15 protein-coding genes are annotated in these 16,277 nt (G+C 60.2%); 6 read left to right on the top strand and 9 right to left on the bottom strand.

Annotated elements, in window-relative coordinates; translation table 11 throughout:
• The first annotated feature begins 229 nt into the window (after positions 1-229).
• Together JOD50_RS04840 and JOD50_RS04835 are read left to right on the top strand one after the other, a co-directional pair.
• Positions 230-790, top strand: coding sequence for a hypothetical protein (locus JOD50_RS04840; RefSeq protein ID WP_204880621.1), 561 nt, complete (start codon positions 230-232; stop codon positions 788-790).
• A gap of 2 nt (positions 791-792) precedes the next feature.
• Positions 793-1,806 (top strand): inorganic phosphate transporter, encoded by a 1,014-nt coding sequence (locus tag JOD50_RS04835; RefSeq protein ID WP_204880620.1) that lies wholly within the window; start codon positions 793-795, stop codon positions 1,804-1,806.
• A 158-nt stretch (positions 1,807-1,964) separates the two neighbouring features.
• Here JOD50_RS04835 and pstB read toward each other — a convergent pair whose 3' ends face one another.
• The 4 genes from pstB to pstS form a co-directional block, all read right to left on the bottom strand.
• Entirely contained in the window at positions 1,965-2,744 is a 780-nt protein-coding gene (gene pstB, locus JOD50_RS04830) for a phosphate ABC transporter ATP-binding protein PstB (protein ID WP_204880619.1), read from the bottom strand.
• A gap of 85 nt (positions 2,745-2,829) precedes the next feature.
• Positions 2,830-3,909 carry a phosphate ABC transporter permease PstA gene (gene pstA, locus JOD50_RS04825; RefSeq protein ID WP_239541717.1) on the bottom strand — a complete coding sequence of 360 codons (1,080 nt, stop codon included), beginning with the start codon at positions 3,907-3,909 and terminating at the stop codon, positions 2,830-2,832.
• A 133-nt stretch (positions 3,910-4,042) separates the two neighbouring features.
• Positions 4,043-4,990: a phosphate ABC transporter permease subunit PstC gene (gene pstC / locus JOD50_RS04820; RefSeq protein WP_338052020.1), complete on the bottom strand. Its 948-nt coding sequence runs from the start codon at positions 4,988-4,990 to the stop codon at positions 4,043-4,045.
• A gap of 98 nt (positions 4,991-5,088) precedes the next feature.
• Positions 5,089-6,210 carry a phosphate ABC transporter substrate-binding protein PstS gene (gene pstS, locus JOD50_RS04815; RefSeq protein WP_204880617.1) on the bottom strand — a complete coding sequence of 374 codons (1,122 nt, stop codon included), beginning with the start codon at positions 6,208-6,210 and terminating at the stop codon, positions 5,089-5,091.
• A gap of 172 nt (positions 6,211-6,382) precedes the next feature.
• Here pstS and JOD50_RS04810 point away from each other — a divergent pair, with 172 nt between their 5' ends.
• From JOD50_RS04810 to disA, 3 genes are all read left to right on the top strand, one after another.
• Positions 6,383-7,528 (top strand): FUSC family protein, encoded by a 1,146-nt coding sequence (locus tag JOD50_RS04810; protein ID WP_204880616.1) that lies wholly within the window; start codon positions 6,383-6,385, stop codon positions 7,526-7,528.
• An 84-nt stretch (positions 7,529-7,612) separates the two neighbouring features.
• Entirely contained in the window at positions 7,613-9,010 is a 1,398-nt protein-coding gene (gene radA / locus JOD50_RS04805; RefSeq protein ID WP_204880615.1) for a DNA repair protein RadA, read from the top strand.
• A 120-nt stretch (positions 9,011-9,130) separates the two neighbouring features.
• The gene (gene disA / locus JOD50_RS04800; protein WP_275587715.1) at positions 9,131-10,225 is read left to right on the top strand and encodes a DNA integrity scanning diadenylate cyclase DisA; all 1,095 of its coding nucleotides are present in this window, start codon (positions 9,131-9,133) and stop codon (positions 10,223-10,225) included.
• Positions 10,226-10,270: 45 nt separating this feature from the next.
• On the opposite strand, the gene JOD50_RS04795 is transcribed toward disA, so the two are convergent.
• Entirely contained in the window at positions 10,271-10,954 is a 684-nt protein-coding gene (locus JOD50_RS04795; protein ID WP_204880614.1) for a hypothetical protein, read from the bottom strand.
• A gap of 49 nt (positions 10,955-11,003) precedes the next feature.
• Between JOD50_RS04795 and JOD50_RS04790 the strand changes: the two genes are divergently transcribed.
• Complete coding sequence (locus JOD50_RS04790; RefSeq protein ID WP_204881544.1) at positions 11,004-12,068, top strand: A/G-specific adenine glycosylase; 1,065 nt, start codon at positions 11,004-11,006, stop codon at positions 12,066-12,068.
• 33 nt (positions 12,069-12,101) lie between these two features.
• Here the strand turns inward: JOD50_RS04790 and JOD50_RS04785 are convergent, their stop codons facing one another.
• From JOD50_RS04785 to JOD50_RS04770, 4 genes are all read right to left on the bottom strand, one after another.
• Entirely contained in the window at positions 12,102-12,674 is a 573-nt protein-coding gene (locus tag JOD50_RS04785; protein WP_204880613.1) for an amino-acid N-acetyltransferase, read from the bottom strand.
• Between the two features lie 122 nt (positions 12,675-12,796).
• Positions 12,797-15,442, bottom strand: coding sequence for an ATP-dependent Clp protease ATP-binding subunit (locus JOD50_RS04780; RefSeq protein ID WP_204880612.1), 2,646 nt, complete (start codon positions 15,440-15,442; stop codon positions 12,797-12,799).
• 187 nt (positions 15,443-15,629) lie between these two features.
• A complete protein-coding gene (locus JOD50_RS04775; protein WP_101629718.1) occupies positions 15,630-15,929 on the bottom strand; it encodes a histone-like nucleoid-structuring protein Lsr2 in 300 nt (99 codons plus the stop codon).
• A 118-nt stretch (positions 15,930-16,047) separates the two neighbouring features.
• Positions 16,048-16,275 carry a hypothetical protein gene (locus tag JOD50_RS04770; RefSeq protein WP_204880611.1) on the bottom strand — a complete coding sequence of 76 codons (228 nt, stop codon included), beginning with the start codon at positions 16,273-16,275 and terminating at the stop codon, positions 16,048-16,050.
• Between the last annotated feature and the right edge of the window lie 2 nt (positions 16,276-16,277).

Here is a 16,277-nt window from a genome sequence, read left to right as displayed (position 1 = left end):
CGTGGCCCACGCTCCCCACCCGCCCGCTGCACCGGCGCTAGACTATCGCGGCAGCGCGCACATCTGAGGCACAACGAATTCATCAATCAGCCACATTGGTCTGTTAACCTTCACTCACTAGACTTCGAGCTGTAACGTCCCGCGTGACAATGTCCCAAGTGAGAATGAGGTACCCGTGCGTCTGCGGCTATTCCCCTCTGAGGCTAAAAGCCTCAAGTTGCTGAGCGGCATGTCTGAGCTATTGCACCAAGCCATCTCCTCAGCTGCTGAGCTCATCTCAGCGCCCGCAACCGAACGCACCGCCCTACGCGAAGCCATCAAAGAAAACCTGAACGAAGTCGACGACAAAACGTACACACTTCTCACCCACCTGCGGACCTCGTTCGTCAACCCACTGCCCCGCGAAGACCTCTTCACGTTCTCACGCCACCTCCGCAGCGCCATCGGTGCCGTCGACAACGCCGCCGGCCTCATCCCCGAAGCCATTCCGATGCGCTCAACCTCGCTCGCGGAGCTCCTGGAACTCATGGGGCAACAAACTAAAGTGTTCCGAAAAGTGTTCGCGCACCTCGCCCAGCTCGACAATGTCGAAGACGACTGGCTTGATCTCATGCGCCTAACCACACGCGGTCGTCACGCAATCCGCAACTGGAAACGTGAAGTCAGCGAAACCACCCGCGTACAGACAGCGCTATCCCAAACAATGCTCCTCGACGACCTCCGCGAAGCTCAATATGAGCTGCTCCAGGCCGTGAACCACCTGGGAACCATCCTGGTCAAGGAGTCCTAGAGATGGGTTTCCTCCTGGTGTTCGCGGTCCTGTTGTGGGCGCTAGTCACCTTCCTCAACGGGTTCCACGACGCATCCAACGCCGTTGCGACGTCAGTACGTACCCGCGCGCTGACTCCCGGGCTCGCGACGATCATGGTCGCTGGCTTCGCCGCCGCCGGAACCTTCCTATCTACCGGCCTCGGCATCGCGTTCCAAGACCAGTTCGAGCTGACCCTAGCTAGCGGGAAGGCCGGCCTCGTGATGGCGATCGCGACCCTAGCTTCCGCCGCGATGTGGTCACTATTCACATGGTGGCGTGGGCAGCCGTCGTCGCAAACACACGGAATGTACGGCGGGCTCATTGGCGCAGTGGTTGCCGCCATGACACTTGGGTACATGGAAAACACAGGCGTGTGGCTCGCGCTACTCATCGCCGTGTTTCTCCCGCTGGTCGTTACCGTGATCATTGCGCCCATGATGTCGATCCTGATCATGACCCCCATCGCGTGGCTCATGCGGTACCAAACCCCGAACTCTGCCGACCGCATCGGCCGCCTTTCCCAGGCCACCGCTACCGCGGCTGTGGCTTTCGCCCACGGACTCCAGGACGGCCAGCGTCTAGCTGTTTTCCTGCTTGTTGTGACGAGCACCGCCGGCATGGGTTTCGATTACGGCGACATGCTTGGCTTCGAAGCGATTACGGCGCTGATCCTCGGCGCAGGCATGGTTGTGGGCGGCTGGCGTATTACCTACACGCTTTCAACGCGGCTCGTGCAGCTCGACCCTCTCCGCGCCGGCATGGCGAAAGTTTCTTCGTCGCTGCTCGTGTTCTTCGGTTCGATCGCGTTCCACCTGCCGATCTCCTCAACCCAGTCGGTGACAACGTCCCTGCTGGGCGCGGGCCTCACACAGCGTCACGTGACCGTGAATCAGCGGCGCGTGCTCGACGTCGCGTCCTACTGGTTGATGACTCCGGTCGCCACGTTCCTCGTGAGCGCGATCCTGTTCTTGGCTGCTTCGCCACTCATCGGATAGCGATTCCGGCGCATCGACGGCTCCAAACCGCCGGTGTCCCAAGCCAACGATTCCGGCGCACCGACGGTCCCGCCCCAACGGTTCCAGCCCATAAACAACGATGGTGACGCCCGGTATCAACCGAACGTCACCATCGTGACATAGACCTAGAGCGCGGCTTAGCCGAAGCGGCCGGAAACGTAGTCCTCGGTGTCCTTCTGCTCTGGGTTGTTGAAGATCGTGGACGTCTCGTTGTACTCAATGAGCTCGCCTGGCTGACCGGTGCCTGCAATGTTGAAGAACGCGGTCTTGTCGGAGACGCGGGCCGCCTGCTGCATGTTGTGCGTCACGATGACAACGGTGAAGGTGTCCTTGAGCTCGTTGATGAGGTCCTCAACTGCGAGCGTGGAGATCGGGTCGAGCGCGGAGCACGGCTCGTCCATGAGGATCACGGACGGCTCAACTGCGATGGTGCGCGCGATGCAGAGACGCTGCTGCTGACCACCCGAGAGGCCGGAACCTGGCTTGTCCAAGCGGTCCTTCACTTCGTTCCACAGGTTAGCGCCGCGCAGGGACTTCTCGACGATCTCGTCACGCTTCGAGCTTGAGAGGCGCTTGCCGTTGAGCTTGAAACCAGCCAACACGTTGTCCTGGATGGACATGGTTGGGAATGGGTTAGGGCGCTGGAACACCATTCCGACCTCGGTGCGGACGCGGACCGGGTCAACGCCCGGAGCGTAGATGTCGTCGCCGTCGAGCAACACCTTGCCCTTGACGTGAGCACCCGGGATCACTTCGTGCATGCGGTTCAGGGTCCGCAGGAACGTGGTCTTACCGCAACCGGATGGGCCGATGAATGCGGTGACAGAACGAGGGTCAATCGTCATGTTGACGTCTTTTACTGCATGCGTGCTGCCGTAGTAAACGTTGAGGTCTGTGACGTCGATGCGCTTTGCCATGGTTTTATTTCCTTCACTTTGACCTGGTGGTCAGTGGTCTATGAGAGGTCTTCCGTAGGGCCGGGCTTTGAGTCGCCCTCGAACTTTAGCGGCCTGCCTGCTTCGGTGCGAACATCTTAGCGATGATGCGCGCGATCAGGTTCAGCAACATCACGATGATGATCAGGACCAGCGCTGCACCCCATGCGCGGAGGGTCGATGCGTCTTGCGCCGCTGGCGCCGCTGGGTAGTTGAGCTGGCGATAGATGAACACCGGCAGAGCCATCATCCAGTCCTTGAACAGGTTGAAGTTTACAACCGATGCGGTACCGGCGGTCACGAGGATCGGTGCGGTTTCACCGATCACGCGTGCGATAGCGATCGTGACACCCGAGGCGATACCGGAGAGCGCGGTTGGGAGGACGACCTTCATGACGGTGCGCCACTTGCGAACGCCGAGGGCCGCGGATGCTTCGCGAAGCTCATTAGGGACGACACGGAGCATTTCTTCAGTAGAACGGACCACAACCGGGATCATGAGAACAGAGAGACCAATTGCTGCGGAGAAACCGATCAACTGGGAGCCTGGCCGCAACTTGAGAACGTCAAGCATGACGTAGGCCGAGATACCTGCCGCGAACAGACCTGCGACGATCGATGGGATACCGGTCATCACGTCAACAAAGAAACGGATGACCTTAGAGAGCCAGTTGTCGCGTGCGTACTCGACGAGGTAGATCGAGGTCAGCAGGCCGATCGGAACCGAGATCACGGTGGCCGCGAGGGTGATGAGCAACGTACCGATAAGTGCGTGCTTAATACCGCCGATGAGCGGTCCGCCTTCACGGACGTGTTCGATGTCGGCTAGCGCGATCTGGCCCTGCATGTCAGATGCGAAGAACCCTGGAGCAAAGATTGCCTTGGAGCCGTTAGATACTACGGTCCAGATCACCGAGACGAGCGGAACCAACGCGATCAGGAAAGCGCCAACGATCAGGTTGCGCGCTAGATTGTTGGTCGCTTGGCGACGGTTTTCGACCAGCAGGATCGCGACGAAGTCGACGATCAGGAAGATGATGGCGGAGAAGCAGAGCCATCCGGCGATGTTGAATCCGATAAGGGCAACAATGGCTGCGCCGAGGATCAACGAGATCAGACCGATGAGCGGCTCGCCCCATCGTGGCATCTGCCCAGAGGTGAGACGGCTGCGGCCGTGGCGGCGTTCCCCCTCTGGAGCGTTCTTGCTGCGCTGTTGCGTCGCGTTCACTGGTTTTACCTCAGACTTCGGGGAGCTGCGTTCGTGATTCGGGTGGGTCATGTTAGTTCGCTCCGTCGAATTCCTTGTGACGGGACACAATCCACCGCGCAATCAAGTTCACGATGAGGGTGATGATGAAGAGGACGAGGCCGGCAGCGATGAGCTCGTTAGCGCGCAGGCCGGAGGACTCTGGGAAGTGCAGTGCGATGTCGGCCGGGATGGTCGAGTTACCGGAGCCGATCAGGTTGATGGTCAGGCCACCTGCGGAGAGAACCATTGCGACCGCCATGGTTTCACCGAGTGCACGACCAAGCCCAAGCATGACTGCAGACACGATGCCTGCCCGGGCGAATGGGAAGACCGCCATGCGGATCATTTCCCAGCGGGTTGCTCCGAGGGCCAGTGCCGCTTCCTCGTGAAGTTTAGGGGTCTGAACAAAGATTTCGCGCGAAAGCGCAGTAATGATCGGCAGGATCATCACTGCGAGGACGACCGCAGCGGTCATCAGGGTACGGCCGGTCTGGGATGGGTCGCCGAAGATCGGGATGAAGCCGAGGTTATCGTGCAACCAGTTGAAGATGCCGACCATGGCTGGGCCGAGGACTGCCATGCCCCATGCGCCGTAAACGACCGATGGGATCGCTGCCAGAAGGTCGATCACGTAACCGACTGATTTCGAGATGCTTCGAGGCGCCAAGTGGGAGATGAACAGTGCAACACCGATTGCGACGGGGGTTGCAAGGAGCAATGCAATGCCGGCAGCGATGAGAGTACCGATCGCTAGCGGCAGGACGTATTTGAAGAATCCTTCACCGCCCGTGATCTCTTCGGGGTTCGCGGTCAGCGCAGGAATGGACTGGGTGACCAGGAATACCGATACGAAGACCAGGATGACAAGGATGATGATGCCGGCAGCGAGAGCGACGCCGGAGAACACTTTGTCACCAACCCGGCCTTTGGCCTTTTCAGCAAGCGGGCCACTCTTCGGGGCCAGCGTTGGGGAAGTCACGAGATTGCTCCTGTGCGAGTGATTCCAGGGAAAAATTAAGGGCTTATACGCGGTGGCGGGCGGCCGGCAATGAAGCCGGCCGCCCTACACGTAGTGCGTTACTCTGCGACCTTGATGGAGTCGATTGCCTTAGCAGCGTTTTCACGCATGGTTTCGGTCATCGGTGCGGAACCTGCAGCTGCGTTGGCAGCCTTCTGGCCGTCTTCGCTGACTACGTAGTGGCCCCATGCCTGGATCATGTCCACGGTCGACTGATCCTTGTAGGAGGAGCAGTAGATGTGGTAGGAAACCAGGACGAGTGGGTAGGTGCCCTCTTCGGTCGAGGTGCGGTTAATGCGCACAGCCATGTCGTTCTCGTTCTTGCCTTCGAGGCGCTCCGAGATTTCGACGGACTTAGCTGCTGCTTCTTCCTCTGGGGCCTGGAAGTTCTCGCCAACCTTGATCTTGGCCAGGGTCAGGTCGCCAGCTGCGGACTTGTCGGCGTAACCGATTGCACCGTTGTTCTTCTGGACAACGCCAACGAGAGCGGAAGTACCCTGAGCTGCTTCGCCGCCGAGGTCCGATGGCCACTCTTCGACGTTACCTGCTGGCCAAGCGTCCTTGGCGTTCTCTGCGAGGTAGTCGGTGAAGTTGTCGGTGGTACCGGACTTGTCAGCGCGGTGCACTGGGATGATCTTGGTGTCTGGCAGGTCGACGCCCTCGTTCAACGCAGCGATCGCTGGGTCGTTCCACTTGGTGATCTTCTCAGCGAAGATCTTCGCAAGGGTCTCAGCGTCAAGGTTGATCTCGTCGACGCCCTCGAGGTTCACGACGATAGCGATCGGGGAGATGTAAGCAGGGATGTTGATAGCACCCTCTGGGCCGCAGATCTTCTCTGCGTCAGCAACTTCATCTTCCTTAAGGGCAGCATCGGAACCCGCGAAGGAAGCCTGGCCGGACAAGAATGCCTTACGGCCAGCGCCGGAGCCAGCTGGGTTGTACTGAACGTTCAGCTTGGACTGAGACTCCTGGAGGCCTGCGGTCCATGCGCCGATCGCAGATTCCTGCGAGGATGCACCTGCACCGGAGAGGGTGCCGGAAACCTGCTTGGCGTCGCCGTTGTCCGAGCCGTTGTTCGAAGATTCCGAAGTGTTGTTTGCCTGGCCACATGCGGTGAGGCCCAGGGCCGCGATGGACAGGATTGCAGCCGTACGGCCGAAGTGCTTAATCTGCACGGTCATTCTCTTTCATTCCTGGGGGAAGCGAGTGCCGCGGTTTTGCGGCGACATTTAGACGCTAACGACGCAAAGTAACAGAAGCTGAGGCCTTATATGAACAACAGGTGAACTATTCACCGAGATGCAAGAATAGACAGTAGACGTTAATCACAGCGGGTGTAAGGAGGTGCGCGGGATGGCCACACGCGGTCAAAAGAAGGTACCCCGTGCATCGTCCACTATCGCCCGCAACGTCAAAACTCGTTTCAAGGGCGGAATACGCCGGGTACAAATCTCAATGACCCGGATCATCTTCGCAACCGTAGGCTCCGTCTTTTCCTTCTGGTTCGCCGAAAAAGTGCTCGGCCACCAGCAACCCATCTTCGCGGCAACCAGCGCGCTCATCGTGCTCGGCTTCGCGAACACATCCCACATCCGCAGAACCCTCGAGGTCGCCGTCGGATGCACACTCGGCATCGCTTTAGGCGACGTCCTCATGACTCTGCTCGGACGGGGCGTGTGGCAAGCCGGCATCGTTGTTTTCCTCTCCCTAGTTCTGGCACGGTTCCTCGACCCGGGCGTCGTCTTCGCAACCCAGCTGGGCGTCCAGTCCCTCCTCGTGGTGCTTCTGCCCATCCCCTACGGAGGGCCTTTTACACGGTCTATTGACGCCGTCATCGGCGGTTCAGTGGGACTTTTGCTGATGCTTCTGTGGCCACGTGACCCACGGCGAGCGCCGGCCGCTAAATTGTCGGCGCTCTTGCGGGAGGTCAGTCAGTGTTTCCGCGAACTGGGTGACGGGCTAGAACGTTCCGATTCACAAGCGGCTTGGCACACACTGGTGCGGGTGCGTAACGCGAGCGCGCTCGTGGATCAGGCGCGACAAGAGCTCAATACGTCAACTGATTACGCGAAGTTGAGCGTTCTGGGGCGGCGGCACCGGAACGAACTAAGCGACCAAGAACAACTATTGGATGTTGCCGACCTGATTTTGCGTGGGCTCAACGTGGTCGCTCGGCGTGCGGCAGGGCTTCTAAATACGTTGGCGCCCGATGCGGAACAGCGCCAACGCTTGCATGTTCTGTTTGATGGGTTCGCTGACGCGCTGAATGCTTTAGCGAATTCCGCGGCGGAAACCTCAACCGGGTCTGCGAACATGATGCGGCGGCGTGCACGCTCCATCATGGAGGAAGTCGTGGGCGACTTGGATGCTTCGTCGTGGCGCAGCGGGACGATGCAGTTGCCCACGTTGATCATGCTGTTGCGGCCTATTGCAGTGGATGTTTTGCATGCCACCGGGGTTCCGCGCGATGCGGCGTCGGATTATCTGCCGCGCACCTAGGGCGTTGCCTTGGCGGGCTGCTGTGTCGGGCGTGGCGGCGCGCTTCGAGAACAAAGTGTCAGGGTATCTGCGTAGGGTAAAAGCATGAGTTCTACTGGGAAAAAGACGTCCCGAAAGTCGAGTGAGTTTCGGTGTCACGAGTGCGGTTGGGCGACCGTTAAGTGGGTTGGTCGCTGCCCGGAGTGCGGGACGTGGGGTTCTGTTGAAGAGGTTGGCCCTGAGCTGGGTCAGCTGACTCAAGTGCGGTCGGTGAGTAAGCCTGCGCAGAAGATCGCTGACATCGACTCGCAACCGGCGGTGCATCGGCCCACCGGTGTGGGCGAGTTCGACCGCGTTCTGGGTGGTGGCTTGGTTCCGGGTGCCGTCATCTTGTTGGCTGGTGAGCCTGGGGTAGGTAAGTCGACGCTGCTGATCGACGCGGCGGCGCGGTCTGCACGTTCTGGTTTGAAGGTTCTGTACATCTCGGGTGAGGAATCTGCCGCGCAGGTTAAGTTGAGGGCAGAGCGCATCGGCGCGATCTCAGACGAACTGTATTTGACGTCGGAAACTGATCTAGGGACGGCGTTGGGTCAGGTCGAACAGATCGACCCTGACTTGTTGATCGTGGATTCGGTCCAGACGTTGGCGTCAGCCGAAGTTTCAGGGTCCGCAGGAGGGGTATCGCAGGTTCGTGAAGTGGCCTCCGCGTTGATCGGAACCGCGAAAACCAAAGGCATCACCACAATTGTGGTGGGGCACGTGACCAAGGAAGGCACCATCGCGGGGCCCCGACTCCTTGAACACCTCGTGGATGTTGTGTGCCAGTTTGAGGGCGAGAAACACTCACGCTTGCGGCTCTTGCGGGCCGTCAAAAACCGGTACGGCCCCACCGACGAGGTCGGGTGCTTTGACCTGACAGATTCAGGAATCGAAGGGCTAGCGGACCCTTCAGGGCTGTTCCGCACGCGAACCATCCAACCCGTCCCAGGGACGTGCCTCACTATAACCGTTGAGGGGCGCCGTCCACTCATCGCAGAAGTACAGGCGTTGGTGACGTCAGCGACCACGCCGTCGCCGCGTCGTAGTACCACCGGTTTAGACTCCTCGCGGGTTTCGATGCTGTTAGCTATTTTGGAGTCGCGTGCAGGGCTCGCTCTGGGGCAAACGGATTGTTTCGTCGCGACGGTCGGTGGAGTCCGGTTGTCCGAACCGGCGATTGATCTTGCCGCGTGCCTCGCTGTCGCTTCTGCTGTAGCTGAGCATCCCTTGGATCAACGCATGATTGTGTTCGGTGAAGTTGGCCTTGCTGGCGAAGTGCGTGCCGTGCAGGATGTTAACCGGCGTATAGCCGAAGCACATCGTTTGGGATATCAGCGGGCCATCGTCCCAGCCTCCCCGAACGGGCCAGGAAAAATCCCGGAAGGCATGGACGTCCGGACCGTAACAAGCCTCGCGGAAGCCCTCCACCTGGCGGGCTTCACCCCCGCGGGCGAGCGCTCCTAAAATAGATAGGTCTTGACGTGCGTTGGCGCCTCGCCGCGCAGTGCGACGTGAAAGGTATCAACTCTCGTGACGCCTCGTTATCCAGAATACGTACGGGCAGACCACCATCGCTCCGACGAGCTGCAGCCCGAACAGGCTGAGACACTACGACAAGTGATGGTCAAAATCGCGCCAGGTACTGAGTTGCGTGATGGTCTTGAACGGATCCTCCGTGGCCGCACCGGGGCGCTCATCGTGTTGGGTTTCGACCGAGGCATCGAACAGCTGACCACTGGCGGGTTCCCTATCGATATCGAGTTCTCACCAACCCGGCTACGCGAACTCGCGAAAATGGACGGCGCGATCATCCTCTCCAAAGATCTGACCCGCATCCTTCATGCCGGCATTCACCTGGTTCCTGACCCGACCATCCCTGCTACCGAAACTGGCACCCGCCACCGCACCGCGGAACAAACCTCAATCCAAACCGGCTACCCCGTGATCGCGGTGTCCCAGTCGATGAACACCATCACGATCTACGTTGACGGGCAAAGGCACCAGTTAGAAGGGTCGGAAACGATCCTTGCGCGCGCAACCCAGGCACTATCAACGCTCGAACGTTACAAGACCCGCTTGGTTGAGGTCACCAACGCACTGTCCAATCAAGAGATCGAAAACGTTGTCAAGGTGCGTGACGTCGCCACGGTGATCCAGCGGCTCGAAATGGTGCGCCGTATTTCAGAAGAGATCCGCCGCGACATCCTCGAACTCGGCGTGAACGGGCGGCTAGTCGGCCTGCACCTCGAGGAACTCAGCACAGGTGCCGGGCCATCCCTATCGGTTGTTTTGCGTGACTACGCGAATGCAGCTCGGCGGGCAGGGATGGGTGACACGATCGTCGACATCAACCAGATTGAGCAGCAACTCGCCGCCCTGGACTCTCCGCACCTGGTTGACCTCGGGCAGATCGCGATGCTCCTGGGCTTCCCGGATGGAGCTTCAGATCTTGACCACCACGTGGAGCCGCGTGGGTTCCGTCTGCTTTCCGGCATCACATCGTTGCCGCAGCATCTGGTTGAACGCGTTGTCCAACGTTTCGACGGTTTGCAGGAACTCATGGCCGCCAATGTCGATGATTTGCAGAAGATCGAAGGCATCGGTGAGGGGCGGGCCCGCAGCGTACGTGAGGGGCTCAGCCGCTTCGCTGAAGACAGCTTGTTGGAACGGTACCGCTAAGCGCTGGGAGGCGTTGGCGGGCGAGCTTCCGCGCAGACAGTGTGTCTACTGGAGTACGAACGTTGCCGGTTTAGATTCGTTGTCGCCCAGGCTCACCTTGAGCTTGTAGGTTCCTGGCCGCGGCTTGGAAGAAATCGGTTGGCATTCCGGTACGGAGCGAACTCGGTTCCAGGTGAAGCGCGCATTTTCTTCCTGGCCTTTTTCGAGTTTGATTTTGACGTCTTCTGGGTCTTGTTGGCAGTCGCGGGTCGAGAAGATCCGGTCGTTGCCAGAAGTCACGACAAACTCTTGTTGGGTTGTGCCGACGTTCATGGTGCACGGCACGTCACCCGTGTTTTTCAGTTTGAGGATCAGGACCGGGTCTTCACCCGCGCCGTAGGACTGCTTATCCGTTGCAGCGCTCACCGTGATGTCGCCAGCAACGCAGTCTTGGCTGCCGTCGGGCTTAGGGCTGGGCCGCTCCCCTTCTTTCTCACCTTCGGCATCACCAGTGCTCTTATTTTTACCTTTAGCATCACCAGTGCTGCTATTTTCCCCACCCGGCTGCGTCGACGTTTGCGCCGTCTGTTTCTCATCAGCCTTGTTTCCACCGAAGACACCCGACACCCATTTAACGACACTCACGATGCCCAAGGTTATTAAAGTGAGGAGGAGGAGCAGGACTATCAACGCCACAATCCGGCGGCGACGATACGTAGCAGCTGTGGGTTTCTGATTCTCGGTGGCCATGTCACCAGGATAATCCGCTCACCTCCACTAACGAGCGAGCCACCGTATGATGTCAGACGTGTCCCACCCGAACCATGACCCCGCAACACACGCCGCCGGCCACTCAGACCCGGATGCCGCCCCCGCCTCCACCGTTCGGGCGCGCGTCAACGAATGGTTCCTCGCCAACGGCCGCGATCTCCCCTGGCGCCGCCCCGACGCAACCGCGTGGGGCATCCTCGTTTCGGAAATCATGTTGCAACAAACCCCGGTCGTGCGGGTTCAACCCGTATGGGAAGAGTGGATGGAGCGCTGGCCAACTCCACACGACCTCGCGGCGGAACCTGCCGGCGAAGTTCTACGCGCCTGGGGACGTTTAGGCTATCCGCGCCGAGCGCTACGCCTGCACGCGTGCGCTCAAGCGATCGCCACAGAACACGACGGCGTAGTCCCCAACGACCTCCCCACACTCTTATCCCTTCCGGGCGTCGGCGAATACACTGCCGCGGCCGTCGCTTGTTTCGCCTACCGCATCCCGGCAACCGTTGTGGAGACGAATATCCGCAGAGTTATCGGCCGGATTTTTCACGCGAAAGCGCTCCCAGGGCCAACGATGACGCGGGCTCAGTACCGCGCGGCCCAAGCGTTGATGTCCGCGCACCCGAACGAAGCCGGCGACGCCGCGGATGCCCACTACTCTCCGCCGGAGGTCACGGAGGCGAACACGTGGAATGCGGCGTCGATGGAGTTGGGTGCGTTGGTGTGCACGGCACGTAACCCTCGTTGCGGGGAGTGTCCGGTGGAGTCGTTGTGTGCGTGGGTTGCGGCGGGGAAACCGGCCGCGGATTATGTTCCGCGTGGTCAGGCTTGGCATGGGACGGATCGGCAGGTGCGTGGCCGTATGATGGCGGTTCTGCGTGAGTCGGATGGTCCCGTCCCGTACGAGATGATGGCGACCCGCGACGGCGCCGAGCGTGCCGCGTCAGCCGTCACGGAGTCGCGGTTGCGGTCTGCTTTGGTTGAGTTGGCGTTGCTTTCCGCGGACGATGAGCAGCGGGCTTCGTGTGTGCGTGGACTTGTTGAGGATGGGCTCGCGGTGTTGACCTCGGGGGGCGAGGTGTCACTCCCGGGGTAAGTGCCCACAGCCGCTCACCACGCCGCCCACGCATTACTTGCGGCTCACGAGTGGCGTGATGCGTTCTTCGACATCGGTGAGCGTGGTGATCATGCGGGTGTTGCCGAGGGTGTTTTGCTTGACGCGTGCGAGGTCGAGGAATTCTGCGACACCGTCGTCGTGGGAGCGCAAGAGTTCTTGGAACACTTCGGGCGCAACGGCGTCTTGTTGGTCCATGACTTCGAAGCCGTGTTTTTTGAAGAATTCGACTTCGAACGTGAGGCAGAAGACGCGGTGGATGCCTAGTTCGCGGGCGTCCTGGAGCAGATGTTCAAGTAGCATGCCGCCGCATCCGTGTCCGGCCGCGTCCGGGTGGACTGCGAGGGTTCGGATTTCGCCGATGTCTTCCCACATGACGTGGAAGGCGCCGCATCCGATGATGCGGCCGTCGGCGTCTTCGGCAACCCGGAACTCTTGAAGTGCTTCGTAGTACGCTACGGCTTCTTTTTCGAGCAAGATGCGTTGCTCGGCGTATGGACGCACGAGTTCGCGGATGTAGGTGACGTCCTGCGACCGGGCTGGCCGGACGGTGATCGTGCTGGGGTTGTTTGTTGCGGGGGTTGCCATGGTGTCCATCGTAGTTTGGTGACCTCAATATATGGGGTCTGTTAAGAAGTGAGCTGCGTCCCGTTCCGTGTGGAGCGGGACGCAGCTCATTGTTGCGCACGATGCGCGGTGGGCCTTATCTATTAGGCGCGGTCATCGGCGCCTGCCTCATCCGAGCCGGATTCGTCGGCGCCTACCTCACTCGTACCGGCCTCACCCGTACCGGCCTCGCCTGTGCCGGACTCAGACTCGTTCGTGCCGGTTGGTTCGGTCGATCCCGCCAGGATTGCGGCCGGGGTGGCCTTACCTTCGAGCTGATCTGGCCCGTCGACGGCGGTGAAAGTCAGCTTGCGTGAACCTTCTTCGCCTTCGACGTCGACCACAACGGTCTGGCCTGGCAGCAGTTCGCCGAAGAGGATCTTCTCGGAGAGTGGGTCTTCGACGTCGCGTTGGATGGTGCGGCGCAGTGGGCGGGCGCCCATCGCTGGGTCGAAACCACGGTCTGCGAGCAGGTCGCGGGCTGGCTGCGTGACCTTGAGCGAAATTGAACGTTCGTTGAGGCGTTCGGAGAGCCGGTCGGTGAACAGGTCCACGATCTGGACGATCTCGCTGTGCTGTAGCTGCGGGAACACCACGATGTCGTCGACGCGGTTCAGGAACTCTGGCCGGAAGTGCTGGCGCAGTTCTTCCTGGACTTTGGCCTGCATGCGCTCGTATCCCGTCTGGACGTCGGTTGTGGACTGGAAGCCAGTCATGACGCCCTTGGAGATGTCGCGGGTACCGAGGTTGGTGGTCATGATGATGATCGTGTTCTTGAAGTCGACCACGCGGCCCTGGGAGTCGGTCAGGCGACCGTCTTCGAGGATCTGCAGTAGCGAGTTGAAGAGATCGGCGTGAGCCTTCTCAACCTCGTCGAACAGCACGATCGAGAACGGGCGGCGGCGTACCTTTTCTGTCAGCTGGCCGCCTTCTTCGTAGCCGACGTAGCCCGGAGGGGCACCAAACAGGCGAGAAACGGTGTGCTTCTCAGCGTATTCGGACATGTCGAGGGTGATGAGGGCGTCCTCGTCACCAAACATGAATTCGGCGAGCGCTTTAGCGAGCTCCGTCTTACCCACACCGGTTGGGCCTGCGAAGATGAACGAGCCGCCTGGGCGGTTCGGGTCTTTGAGGCCTGCACGGGTGCGGCGGATCGAACGCGCGATCGATTTGATCGCTTCGTCCTGGCCGATGATGCGCTTGTGCAGTTCGTCTTCCATGTTGAGCAGTCGCGTGGACTCTTCTTCGGTGAGCTGCACAACTGGGATGCCGGTCGAGGACGCGAGGACCTCAGCGATGACCTCTGGGGTGACCTCAGAGATTTCGTCGAGGTCGCCGTTCTTCCACGCGGCTTCCTTCTCCTGGCGTTCGGTGATGAGGCGCTGTTCTTCGTCGCGGAGCTTGGCTGCGCCTTCGAAGTCTTGCGCGTCGATCGCTGATTCCTTTTCGCGGCGGATGTCCGCGATTTTTTGGTCCATTTCCTTGAGCTCCGGTGGCGCGGTCATGCGCTGGATGCGCAGGCGTGCGCCGGCTTCGTCGATGAGGTCGACGGCCTTGTCTGGCAGGAAGCGGTCGGAGATGTAGCGGTGCGCGAGCTGGGCCGCGGACTGCAGCGCTTCGTCGGTGATGGAGACGCGGTGGTGTGCCTCGTACTTGTCACGGAGGCCGCGCAGGATCTCGACGGTGAGCTCGACGGATGGTTCCGGAACCTGGATCGGCTGGAAGCGGCGCTCGAGGGCGGCGTCCTTTTCGATGTGTTTGCGGTACTCGTCGAGCGTGGTTGCGCCGATCGTCTGGAGTTCACCGCGCGCGAGCATCGGCTTGAGGATGCTTGCGGCGTCGATCGCGCCTTCGGCGGCACCTGCACCGACGAGGGTGTGGATTTCGTCGATGAAGAGGATGATGTCGCCGCGGGTACGGATCTCCTTCAGGACCTTCTTGAGGCGCTCTTCGAAGTCACCGCGATAGCGGGAGCCAGCCACGAGGGAGCCCAGGTCGAGCGTGTAGAGGTGCTTGTCCTTGAGGGTCTCCGGCACGTCGCCACGCACGATCGCTTGCGCGAGCCCTTCAACGACGGCGGTCTTACCAACGCCTGGTTCACCGATGAGAACAGGGTTGTTCTTGGTGCGGCGAGACAGGACCTGCATGACGCGTTCCATCTCGTGTTCGCGCCCGATGACGGGGTCGAGTTTGTTCTCGCGTGCTGCGGCGGTCAGGTTGCGGCCGAACTGGTCGAGGACTGCGGAACCGGATGGGGTTCCTTCCTTCTGGTCGCGGGAGCCGCCACCTGCTCCGGCTGGTTCCTTGGAGGAGTGGTAGCCGGAGATGAGCTGGATGACTTCCTGGCGGACAGCCTGTGGGTCTGCGCCGAGGCTGTTGAGAACCTGCGCGGCGGTACCTTCGCCTTCGCGGATCAGGCCGAGGAGGATGTGCTCGGTACCGATGTAGTTGTGGCCCAGCTGGAGGGCTTCACGCAGCGAAAGTTCGAGGACTTTCTTGGCGCGTGGGGTGAAAGGGATATGACCTGTTGGGGCTTGGGAGCCCTGGCCAATGATTTCCTGGACCTGCTCACGTACCGCTCCGAGCGTTACGTTGAGGGATTCTAGGGACTTAGCTGCTACGCCTTCACCTTCGTGGATGAGGCCGAGCAGGATATGTTCGGTGCCGATGTAGGTGTGATTGAGCATGCGCGCCTCTTCTTGGGCGAGCACCACAACACGACGGGCACGGTCGGTAAAACGTTCGAACATGCGCACACTCCTTTAATGACTTGCCTCCGATGCTACGCATCGAAAACGGTCGTTTGGCCCGTGTTCACCATCAGGTGAACGGTTTGGGGCCGTGTACGCAGATAGCGGAAGTGAATGGCGCGCGCACAGAGGTCGGGGCGCGCCTACACACGGGCCATGCCCGTCCCGCTGTGAGCCTACTCAGGTTTTATGCGCGGTGCGCTTCGCGGTATTTAGCGATGATGTCGTGGTGCAGGCGGCCGCGGTTGGAGACTTCATAGCCTTTGTCTTTTGCCCATGCGCGGATGCGTGCAGCTTCATCGGACGAGCGCGGCGCTGACCTGCGTCCTGCTTTGATGTAGGGGCGCAGGAAGTCGCGTAGCTTGTTGAGGTTGGCTTGCGAAAGATCGATCTCGTAGTGCAAGCCTTCGAAACCGAAGTAGACGGTGGAGTCCGCTGGCGTGCCGTCGATATCGTCAATGAGGGTGACTTGAACTTGACGTGCCATAGTGTTTCTCCGCTCCCATGTGAGTGTGGTTGGCTGGAAGCTCACAAAGCAATGAGCTTTGTGTAAAAATACTACGGTAGTTCGAGCGATCTGTCAGAGGGAATGTGCGTAATTCTCTCTAGTTTTTGCTTTTCCCAACCATTTCAGATTCGATTTCTTTCATCCGTTGCTCAACGGCATCTTCAAACTGAGCTTCGGTCAGCTTTTTACCTTCAGCTGCGGCTTCACGCTCGCGACGGTCGGCATTGACGATCGACCGCATGACCCACCAGAAAATGAGGATCAGCGTGATGGTTGGCAGCAAGACCGAAACGTATGGGTAAATAGCTTCCCAGATGGCGGCCATCG

The organism is Pseudoglutamicibacter cumminsii (genome assembly GCF_016907775.1).
GTDB classification, from domain to species: Bacteria; Actinomycetota; Actinomycetes; order Actinomycetales; family Micrococcaceae; genus Pseudoglutamicibacter; species Pseudoglutamicibacter cumminsii.
Note: the sequence above shows the minus strand (reverse complement) of the source record. Positions and strands in the feature narration are given on the sequence as shown.

What these genes read in the sequence shown, in the direction of transcription:
- JOD50_RS04840 (WP_204880621.1), top strand. Translation starts at nt 230, where the DNA reads ATGTCTGAGCTATTGCACCAAGCCATCTCCTCAGCTGCTGAGCTCATC.
- JOD50_RS04835 (WP_204880620.1), top strand. Translation starts at nt 793, where the DNA reads ATGGGTTTCCTCCTGGTGTTCGCGGTCCTGTTGTGGGCGCTAGTCACC.
- pstB (WP_204880619.1), bottom strand. Translation starts at nt 2,744, where the DNA reads ATGGCAAAGCGCATCGACGTCACAGACCTCAACGTTTACTACGGCAGC.
- pstA (WP_239541717.1), bottom strand. Translation starts at nt 3,909, where the DNA reads ATGCCACGATGGGGCGAGCCGCTCATCGGTCTGATCTCGTTGATCCTC.
- pstS (WP_204880617.1), bottom strand. Translation starts at nt 6,210, where the DNA reads ATGACCGTGCAGATTAAGCACTTCGGCCGTACGGCTGCAATCCTGTCC.
- JOD50_RS04810 (WP_204880616.1), top strand. Translation starts at nt 6,383, where the DNA reads ATGGCCACACGCGGTCAAAAGAAGGTACCCCGTGCATCGTCCACTATC.
- radA (WP_204880615.1), top strand. Translation starts at nt 7,613, where the DNA reads ATGAGTTCTACTGGGAAAAAGACGTCCCGAAAGTCGAGTGAGTTTCGG.
- JOD50_RS04795 (WP_204880614.1), bottom strand. Translation starts at nt 10,954, where the DNA reads ATGGCCACCGAGAATCAGAAACCCACAGCTGCTACGTATCGTCGCCGC.
- JOD50_RS04790 (WP_204881544.1), top strand. Translation starts at nt 11,004, where the DNA reads ATGTCAGACGTGTCCCACCCGAACCATGACCCCGCAACACACGCCGCC.
- JOD50_RS04785 (WP_204880613.1), bottom strand. Translation starts at nt 12,674, where the DNA reads ATGGCAACCCCCGCAACAAACAACCCCAGCACGATCACCGTCCGGCCA.
- JOD50_RS04780 (WP_204880612.1), bottom strand. Translation starts at nt 15,442, where the DNA reads ATGTTCGAACGTTTTACCGACCGTGCCCGTCGTGTTGTGGTGCTCGCC.
- JOD50_RS04775 (WP_101629718.1), bottom strand. Translation starts at nt 15,929, where the DNA reads ATGGCACGTCAAGTTCAAGTCACCCTCATTGACGATATCGACGGCACG.
- JOD50_RS04770 (WP_204880611.1), bottom strand. Translation starts at nt 16,275, where the DNA reads ATGGCCGCCATCTGGGAAGCTATTTACCCATACGTTTCGGTCTTGCTG.